The sequence below is a fragment of the Pedobacter sp. AJM genome, assembly GCF_002197755.1.
Classification (GTDB): Bacteria; Bacteroidota; Bacteroidia; order Sphingobacteriales; family Sphingobacteriaceae; genus Pedobacter.
In genome coordinates this window covers 433,247-441,757 of record NZ_NHOT01000002.1, presented here as the reverse complement: position 1 = coordinate 441,757, position 8,511 = coordinate 433,247, and the positions used below count along the sequence as shown (strand labels likewise).

Below are 8,511 nucleotides of genomic sequence, written 5' to 3'. Positions count from 1 at the left end.
GTGTATCAATCTTGATTTTATCACCCTGATTCACAAATAATGGAACCCTCACTTCGGCGCCGGTTTCTACTATGGCCAGTTTTAAAGCATTGGTTGCAGTATCACCTTTAACTGCAGGTTCGGAATAGGTTACCTCCAGCTCAACACTGTTCGGGAGGCGCGCAATAATGGGCTCATCGCTTTCGAAAGCCACGGTTAAAGTCATACTTTCCTTTAAAAATCTGATGGAATCGCCAAAAAGGAATTTCGGGATGTTGTGCTGTTCGAAAGTTTCATTGTCCATCACGACTAAATAGTCGCCATCTTCATAAAGATATTGGTAGTCGTTGGTTTCTACGCGGGCAAAGGTAACCTCCTCATCCGGGCGGAAACGGTACTCTACAATTTTTCCTGTTTTGATGTTGCGCATGCGGGCCTGATAAAAAGCCCTTAAATTTCCTGGGGTGCGATGGATGAACTCTTCTACTGCTACCAGTTCGCCGTTGATGCGGAGAACAGCTCCCGACCATATTTCTGATGCTTTTGCCATTTTATAATGAAATGTTGTTTTGACTAAAAACCAAAGTTAAAAAAATGGATGATGATTCGGAAGCCTATCGTCTTTTGAATATGGGTTAAGGCGGCAAAATATACATATAAAAGAAATGCCTTTGGGAACCACTCCAAAGGCATAATCAACCTAAACCTCAAACTAAACTATGAAAAACTCTTTTGCCTTTTTACGGCTATATTTTTAATGCTGTTAAAACAGAAATCGCTTCATTTCCAGGAAGAGAATAATTAATATTTGTTTCTCTTTTTGGTGGTGCAAAGGTACTAACTATTTCTTAATTGCAAAATATTTTATTGAAAATATTTTTATAATACAAATGGATGACAAAAGAGGTCAGTTAAATAGGAGTAAAATTTGGATTATATTACTTGTAATCAGCGATTTGAATCTGAGTATTGCAAAATTCATATTCGCGAAATTGATTAGAGCCAACAATAGTCAGCCTGTCTTGAGCGAAGTTTTTAATTAACTCACGATACCAATCTTCACCCTGAATATCTAAATTACTGGTGGGTTCATCTAAAAAAAGGATAGGAGAATCGGCACAGCAGGCCAGGGCCAGCTTGGTTCTTTGTTTCATGCCAGAAGAGAAATACTTAATTTCCTTATGGGCAGACTTCTCTAAGCCAAGAATAGCGATGAGTAATTTGCGGTTAAGTCCGGGAGCAAAATTTTTAAACTTAAAATGAAAATCAATAATTTCTGTTAAGGTAAAAGTTTCCACCAGCTCCAAATAAGGAGCTGCGAAACTGATGTACCGGTAGATATCTTCAACCGGAATATCTTTGGAATCTGAAAAAGATATCTGCCCTTCAGATGGGGATAAACTTCCGGTTAATACGCTTAACAAAGTCGATTTTCCTGAACCATTAGGGCCCAGTACAGCATAGCTGTTTCCGGAGGAAAGTTCAGTAGTTAAGCCTCTGAAAATCCATTCTTTGTTAAACCTTCTGCCAACATTATTTAAAGTGATCTTCATTAATCGTTGTGCGTTGGATTAATGTTGAGCGGTTTTGTCATGCAAACGCTGTTATCTACACCAATGTACTGGCCATAATTTGGCGTAATCTGATAACCCACCTTTTGGTAAAGTGCAATTGCTTCAGGTTGCTTTTTGCCGGTTTCCAGTATACATTCTTTAAAGCCAAGTTCTTCGGCCCAATGCTCCAGTTCCGTTAATATCTTCGCTGAAATACCTTGTCTCCTGAAATCAGGATGAACAAACATGCGTTTAATTTCGGCAGCGTTACCTGAAAATGGTTTTATGGCACCACAGCCTGCGGGGATGTCATTTTGGTAAGCTACCACGACTTCTTTAATCATGTCTATTTTATTAAACTGTGAATAAAAAGCATGATCATCTCCATCTCTAACGGCCAGGTCATTATCCAACAAAGTAACCAGCTGCCTGAAATCGGTATTTTCTGAATTGGTTTTGATTAACGTTAAATTATTCATAACTCTGAAATGTATTCACCACCTTAGCAACCCAAGATTAAAGAAGAAATAAATGGTTTAGGGATAATGTAGATACCGGTATTTTTTTTAAAATACACTAAAACAGTGCTTTATGGAATAAATTTATCCTAAACCCTAAACCCTAAACCCTAAACCCTAAACCCTAAACCCTAAACCCTAAACCCTAAACCCTAAACCCTAAACCTAGCTGCCCATACCGAATCCCTTCATTACCCCACGATTAGAATTACGGATGAAATCAACAATCTCATCACGGATCTCCGTAGGTTTGAACTCTGCTTCAATCATGTCTAAAGCTTTGGTTACGTTATTGTGCTTTACAAAAAGTACCCGGTAAATTTCCTGGATTTCGTCAATCTGTTCATTGGTAAAACCTCTTCTGCGCAAACCTACAGAATTGATTCCGGCATAAGAAAGGGGTTCGCGTGCAGCCTTAACGTATGGAGGTACATCTTTACGAACCAATGATCCACCGGTTACAAATGCATAAGAACCTACTTTAACGAATTGATGGATGGCCACTAATCCAGCCAGCACCACATTGTTTCCAATAGTAATGTGGCCCGCTAATGTCGTACTGTTTGAAAAGATACAGTTATTGCCCACCTCACAATCATGTGCGATGTGAGAATAAGCCTGAATTAAGCAATTACTCCCGATCACAGTTTTCCATTTATCTTTGGTGCCACGGTTAATGGTTACGCATTCACGAATTGTGGTGTTATCGCCAATTTCCGCTGTAGTCACTTCACCGGCAAATTTTAAATCCTGAGGCTCACCTGAAATGACTGCTCCTGGAAAAATGCGACAGTTTTTACCGATCCGCGCACCATCCATAATGGTTACATTAGAACCAATCCAAGTTCCTTCGCCAATCACAACATCTTTATGTATCACGACAAAGGGTTCGATCACTACGTTTTCGGCAATTTTAGCCTGCGGGTGTATATATGCTAAAGGTTGTATCATGATTCGGCTGGTTCTGCTTGTTTAATTTTTGAAATTTGTGCCATCATTTCGGCTTCGACAACAATTTTCTCGCCTACCATGCCTACGCCTTTCATTTGGGCAATACCCCTTCTGATCGGTTCAAGCAAGTCGCAACGGAAAACAATCGTATCGCCGGGAAGAACCTGAGCCCTAAAGCGAACGTTATCTATTTTTAAAAAATAAGTAAGGTAGTTTCTGGGGTCTGGTACCGTGCTCAGCACTAAAATACCGCCTACCTGAGCCATGGCTTCAATCTGAATAACCCCGGGAAAAACAGGTGCACCAGGGAAGTGGCCCTTGAAAAATTCTTCATTCATGGTGACGTTTTTCACGCCAACCACATGGTTTTTAGAAAGTTCTAAAATTTTATCTACAAATAAAAATGGCTGACGGTGCGGCAAAATGTCCATTACCTGATTGATATCATACAATGGTTTTGAACTTGGATCGTACACCTTCTGTATTTTTTTGTTTTTTTCTTTTTTGATGGCAGCTTTGATTTTCTTTGCAAAGGCCACATTTGCCGCATGACCAGGGCGTGCTGCCATAATATGGCCTTTTAAGTGCATGCCTACCAAAGCTAAATCGCCAATCATATCTAATAATTTATGACGGGCAGGCTCATTCTGGTAACGCAGCTCCATGTTGTTTAAAATTCCCTGAGGAGCCACATCGATATCGGCACGGTTAAAGAGTTTGGCAAGATGACTTAACTCATCTTTCGTGACTTCCTTATCTACAATAACGATTGCATTATTTAAATCGCCACCTTTAATTAAGTTGTGTGATAATTGGTATTCCAGTTCATGTAAAAAGCAGAAAGTGCGGCAGGATGCGATTTCTTTTTTAAACTCTGCAATGGTATTAATACCTGCGTGTTGACTGCCTAAAACCGGAGAATTATAGTCAATCATACAGGTAAAACGGTAATCATCAAGCGGCATCGCTACAATTTCTACCTTCCTGTCTTCTTCAGTATAAGTAATGTTGTGCGGAATAGTAAAATACTCCCGGTCAGCATTTTGTTCTATTGTTCCAACTTCTTCCAATAGATCAATGAACTGGATCGAACTTCCATCCATGATTGGTGTTTCAGGGCCATCAAGTTTAATCAGGATATTATCTAAATCCATTCCTACCAGGGCAGCCATTACATGCTCAACCGTACTGACACTCGCCCCGTTCTGTGTGATAGTAGTGCCGCGGGAAGTATCAGTTACATTATCTGCATCAGCATCAATGATGGGAAGGCCATCTAAATCAATACGTTGAAATTTAAACCCGTGATTTTCAGGGGCGGGGCAAAATGTTAAAGTCACATTAGCACCTGTGTGTAAACCAACACCAGATGCCGATACTTCTTGTCTAATCGTTCTTTGTCTAACGTTCATTGTGTATTGTATTCTTTTCCAGTTCAGCCGTAAGCTTTTTCAATTCGTCTTCAAGTATATTTATTCTTTTCTCCACATCTGGCAGGTGTTTGAAAATTACGGATGCCCGCATCCAGTTACGCAAAGGTTGCGCCGGACTACCATGCCATTGTTTGTTTTCTTCATTGATGTTAAAGTTGATTCCGGCCTGTGCGCCGATCTGGGTGCCTTTTGCCAAAGTTAAATGACCGGCAATACCTACCTGTCCGCCAACAACACTGTTCGGGCCGATTTTTGTGCTCCCAGAAATGCCGGATTGTGCCGCCAAAACGGTGTTTTCACCAATTTCAACATTGTGTGCAATTTGGATAAGGTTATCAATTTTGGCACCTTTTTTAATGACCGTAGAACCCATTGTTGCGCGGTCTACCGTAGTATTTGCGCCAATTTCCACATCATCTTCAATTACTACATTTCCTATTTGAGGAATCTTATTATAGGTCCCGTCTTTTTGTGGGGCAAAGCCAAAGCCATCACTGCCAATTACAGTATTGGCATGTATGATTACGCGGTTTCCGATCACCGCATTGTGATAAATCTTTACGCCGGGAAAAATAATACTATTTTCACCTATGTTCGTATTCGCACCTACGAAAGTCTGGGCATTGAGCCTGCAACCATTACCAATCACCGCATTTTCAGCAACATAGGCAAAAGCGTCAATAAAAACATTCGATCCGATTTTTGCTGTAGGATGTACAAATGCGAGTTTATCTATTCCAGACGATGCCGCTTGTGCATTCATCGCCTCGTTATATTTATCCAGTAAAACGGTAAATGAACTATATGGATTATCTACCCGGATGAGGGTACTTGTAAAGGGTTGGCTAGGCGTAAAATCTTTTGAAACGATCACGACTGATGCCTGCGTGGAATACAAAAAGTTCTCGTACTTAGGGTTTGAAAGAAAAGACAATGAGCCTTCTTTCCCGTCTTCTATTTTGGAAAGTTCAGTAATGGCTACATCAGGGTTGCCATCAATGGAACCTTCTAAAAACTCGCTTATCTGCTTTGCAGTAAATTGCATCGTACAAAGGTATATGTTAAATTGATATGAACAAAAAAACCTGTAAGGGTTAAGCCGCGTATATTTTACACAATAGTAAGACTTAAAACGGCAGCAAAAGTCAAATATTTTGTTAATTAATCTTAAATCCCTCGTGGGTAGCAGAGAATGTACTTCTCTACAGTTTTTTGTAGTGATTCCAGATTGGATAAATCTGAAGCTTTTGCAATATCAACAATATCGTTATTTTTCATTAGAATTTTGATGTTTCCAACGCCAGCATTATAGGCCCTGTTTTGAATGGCGCTGGTGAATACAAAGTACCGGGCCTCTTCCGGACTGATGTCCAGCAAATGAATGGCTGCGTCTTTTAAAAAGGCAACCCGATCGGTTTCTGCCATTGCATTACCCATCTCTACCTTATACAGGTTTCTTGAGGTTAGCATCCGGCAAAGTGTTGATAATATTTTATCGGGATGTTTTACCCACACTTTTACCGCAGCATAAATATCCTGATCATCCAGATTGGTAAAGTGTTCCAGATTGATATGGTTGGAAAAGAAATTAAGTTCGCTGATGTTATTGCTTAGGAAGTAGCTTAAGGATGGCGATGCAAAAAGGCTTTCTCCGGCTGCAGAAAGTTCTTTAGCCCTTTCCAGTAATTTTACCAGGATCATTTCACCCGAAATCACGGTTTTATGCAGGTAAACTTGCCAGTACATCAACCTTCTGGCAATCAGGAATTTTTCAATTGAATAAATGCCTTTCTCTTCAATCACCAGGTTATCATCAAAAATGTTGAACATTTTAATGATGCGATCGAAACTGATTACGCCCTCGCTTACGCCTGTGAAAAAGCTGTCGCGGTTTAAATAATCCATCCTGTCTAAATCCAGCTGACCAGAAATGAGCTGATAAAGGAATTTTTTAGGGTAGGTGCCGTTAAAAATTTCAATGGCGTGCGTTAATTTTCCATCGAAATGATGGTTCAGGTCATCCATCAGCTTTGCCGATATATCTTCATGCCTGATACCGGTTACCAAAGAATGCTCTAAGGCATGTGAGAAAGGACCATGACCAATATCGTGTAGTAAAATAGCCAGCATAGCAGCTTCTTCTTCACCTTCGGTAATGATATGATCCTTACTTCTTAAAACTTCAATGGCCAGCCCCATTAAATGCATGGCACCCAGGGCATGGTGAAAACGCGTGTGTAAAGCACCCGGATAAACCAGATGGGTCATCCCAAGTTGCTTAATGTAACGCAGCCGCTGGAAATACGGATGCGAAATGACATCATATACCAATTCGGATGGAATACTAATGAAGCCGTAAACGGGATCATTTATGATTTTCTTCTTATTCAATCGTTAAAAATAGTTAAATAGATAGATACGGTACAAAAATTGCTATTTTTATTTGTAGTTTGATTTACCCGCCGAAATTAAAAGGCAATACATATCTATTTTTACAAAAACATGCAAGAAACGAAAATATTGTGGGCCGATGATGAAATCGACTTACTAAAACCCCATATTTTATTACTCAATGATAAGGGTTATGATGTAACCACTTTTACCAATGGAAATGATGCGTTGGAAGCTTTTGGAAAGGCACATTTTGATCTGGTTTTCCTTGATGAAAACATGCCCGGAATGAGCGGCATTGAAACCCTCTCGGCCATTAAAAATTTAAATCCCGATGTCCCTGTTGTATTAATTACCAAAAGTGAAGAAGAAAACCTGATGGAGGATGCCATCGGCAGTAAAATTGATGACTATCTGATTAAACCTGTTAATCCAAAACAGGTGTTGCTCACCATTAAAAAGCTGATTGATAACAAAAGGCTGGTGAGTGAAAAAACTTCCATGGCTTATCAGCAGGATTTCCGTCGTTTGGGCATGACCCTGGGCGATCGCCTGAATTATGAGGAATGGATTGATGTCTATAAGAAAATTGTTTTCTGGGAATTAGAGCTCGAAAAACTTGATGACCCACAGATGCATGAGATTTTAACCATGCAAAAGCAGGAAGCCAATACACAATTTACCAAATTTATTGAGGAAAACTACCTGGACTGGATCAAAAACAAAGATACAGCACCATTGTTATCGAATGAACTGCTGAAGAAAAAAGCCTTCCCGCATATTAATGATACCACTCCTGTATTTTTCATTTTAATTGATAACCTGCGTTATGATCAGTGGAAAATTATAAATCCGTTAATTTCTGAATATTTCAGGATTGATGAAGAAGATATGTATACCAGTATTCTTCCAACGGCAACGCAATATGCAAGAAATGCCATCTTCTCCGGCCTGATGCCATTGGAAATGGAAAAACGCTTCCCACAGTTGTGGCAGAATGATGATGATGAGGGTGGAAAAAACATGCATGAAGAGGCTTTTTTAGCGGATAACATTAAGCGGAATCTTCGCAAGGATTGTAAGTTTAGCTACAATAAAATTTTAACTTTTGAGCAGGGTAAAGATCTGGTTGATCAAACCAATAACCTATTACAAAATGATTTCAATTCCATTGTATTCAACTTTGTTGATATGCTGAGCCATGCCCGTACGGATATGCAAATGATTCGTGAACTGGCAAATGATGATGCAGCTTATCGCTCACTAACATTATCTTGGTTTGAACATTCACCACTGTGGGATTTATTAAAGAAAATTTCTCAAAAACAAGTAAAAGTGGTGATCACAACCGATCATGGAACCATTCGCGTTAAAAAACCAGTAAAAGTAATCGGTGATCGCGCTACCAATACAAATCTCAGATACAAGCAAGGCCGGAATTTAAACTTCAATGCAAAAGAGGTCTTTTTAATTAAAAACCCTCATGATGCTTTATTGCCTAAGATCAACATCAGCAGCAGTTATATTTTTGCACGTGAGGATAGCTATTTTGTTTACCCGAATAACTACAACCAGTTTGTAAATTATTATAATGAAACCTTCCAGCACGGAGGGATTTCTCTGGAAGAAATGATCATTCCGGTGGTGACCTATTCACCGCGGTAGTTTGAGCGCGCTGAGATACCA

At 39.6% G+C, this 8,511-nt stretch carries 8 protein-coding genes; 1 reads left to right on the top strand and 7 read right to left on the bottom strand.

Annotation, left to right across the window (positions count from 1 at the left end):
• The 7 genes from efp to CBW18_RS05850 form a co-directional block, all read right to left on the bottom strand.
• Positions 1–529 (bottom strand): elongation factor P (efp, locus tag CBW18_RS05880; RefSeq protein WP_088300370.1); only part of this gene is annotated, 529 nt, incomplete at its 3' end.
• A 388-nt stretch (positions 530–917) separates the two neighbouring features.
• Positions 918–1,532 (bottom strand): ABC transporter ATP-binding protein, encoded by a 615-nt coding sequence (locus CBW18_RS05875; protein WP_088300369.1) that lies wholly within the window; start codon positions 1,530–1,532, stop codon positions 918–920.
• Positions 1,532–2,011 (bottom strand): GNAT family N-acetyltransferase, encoded by a 480-nt coding sequence (locus tag CBW18_RS05870; RefSeq protein ID WP_088300368.1) that lies wholly within the window; start codon positions 2,009–2,011, stop codon positions 1,532–1,534. Before CBW18_RS05870 ends, CBW18_RS05875 begins: the two co-directional genes overlap by 1 nt.
• Before the next feature lie 204 nt (positions 2,012–2,215).
• Positions 2,216–3,001: an acyl-ACP--UDP-N-acetylglucosamine O-acyltransferase gene (lpxA, locus tag CBW18_RS05865; protein WP_010599175.1), complete on the bottom strand. Its 786-nt coding sequence runs from the start codon at positions 2,999–3,001 to the stop codon at positions 2,216–2,218.
• Positions 2,998–4,413, bottom strand: coding sequence for a bifunctional UDP-3-O-[3-hydroxymyristoyl] N-acetylglucosamine deacetylase/3-hydroxyacyl-ACP dehydratase (locus CBW18_RS05860; protein WP_088300367.1), 1,416 nt, complete (start codon positions 4,411–4,413; stop codon positions 2,998–3,000). The genes lpxA and CBW18_RS05860 overlap by 4 nt, the downstream gene beginning before the upstream one ends.
• The gene (gene lpxD / locus CBW18_RS05855) at positions 4,403–5,479 is read right to left on the bottom strand and encodes a UDP-3-O-(3-hydroxymyristoyl)glucosamine N-acyltransferase (protein WP_088300366.1); all 1,077 of its coding nucleotides are present in this window, start codon (positions 5,477–5,479) and stop codon (positions 4,403–4,405) included. The genes CBW18_RS05860 and lpxD overlap by 11 nt, the downstream gene beginning before the upstream one ends.
• 122 nt (positions 5,480–5,601) lie before the next feature.
• Positions 5,602–6,825 carry an HD domain-containing protein gene (locus CBW18_RS05850; protein WP_172406453.1) on the bottom strand — a complete coding sequence of 408 codons (1,224 nt, stop codon included), beginning with the start codon at positions 6,823–6,825 and terminating at the stop codon, positions 5,602–5,604.
• Between the two features lie 111 nt (positions 6,826–6,936).
• Between CBW18_RS05850 and CBW18_RS05845 the strand changes: the two genes are divergently transcribed.
• Positions 6,937–8,490, top strand: a complete 1,554-nt coding sequence (locus CBW18_RS05845; protein ID WP_088300365.1) for a PglZ domain-containing protein — start codon at positions 6,937–6,939, stop codon at positions 8,488–8,490.
• The last annotated feature ends 21 nt before the right edge of the window (positions 8,491–8,511 follow it).

Coding starts and splice junctions, on each gene's coding strand:
- CBW18_RS05875 (WP_088300369.1), bottom strand. CDS start 1,532: ATGAAGATCACTTTAAATAATGTTGGCAGAAGGTTTAACAAAGAATGG.
- CBW18_RS05870 (WP_088300368.1), bottom strand. CDS start 2,011: ATGAATAATTTAACGTTAATCAAAACCAATTCAGAAAATACCGATTTC.
- lpxA (WP_010599175.1), bottom strand. CDS start 3,001: ATGATACAACCTTTAGCATATATACACCCGCAGGCTAAAATTGCCGAA.
- CBW18_RS05860 (WP_088300367.1), bottom strand. CDS start 4,413: ATGAACGTTAGACAAAGAACGATTAGACAAGAAGTATCGGCATCTGGT.
- lpxD (WP_088300366.1), bottom strand. CDS start 5,479: ATGCAATTTACTGCAAAGCAGATAAGCGAGTTTTTAGAAGGTTCCATT.
- CBW18_RS05845 (WP_088300365.1), top strand. CDS start 6,937: ATGCAAGAAACGAAAATATTGTGGGCCGATGATGAAATCGACTTACTA.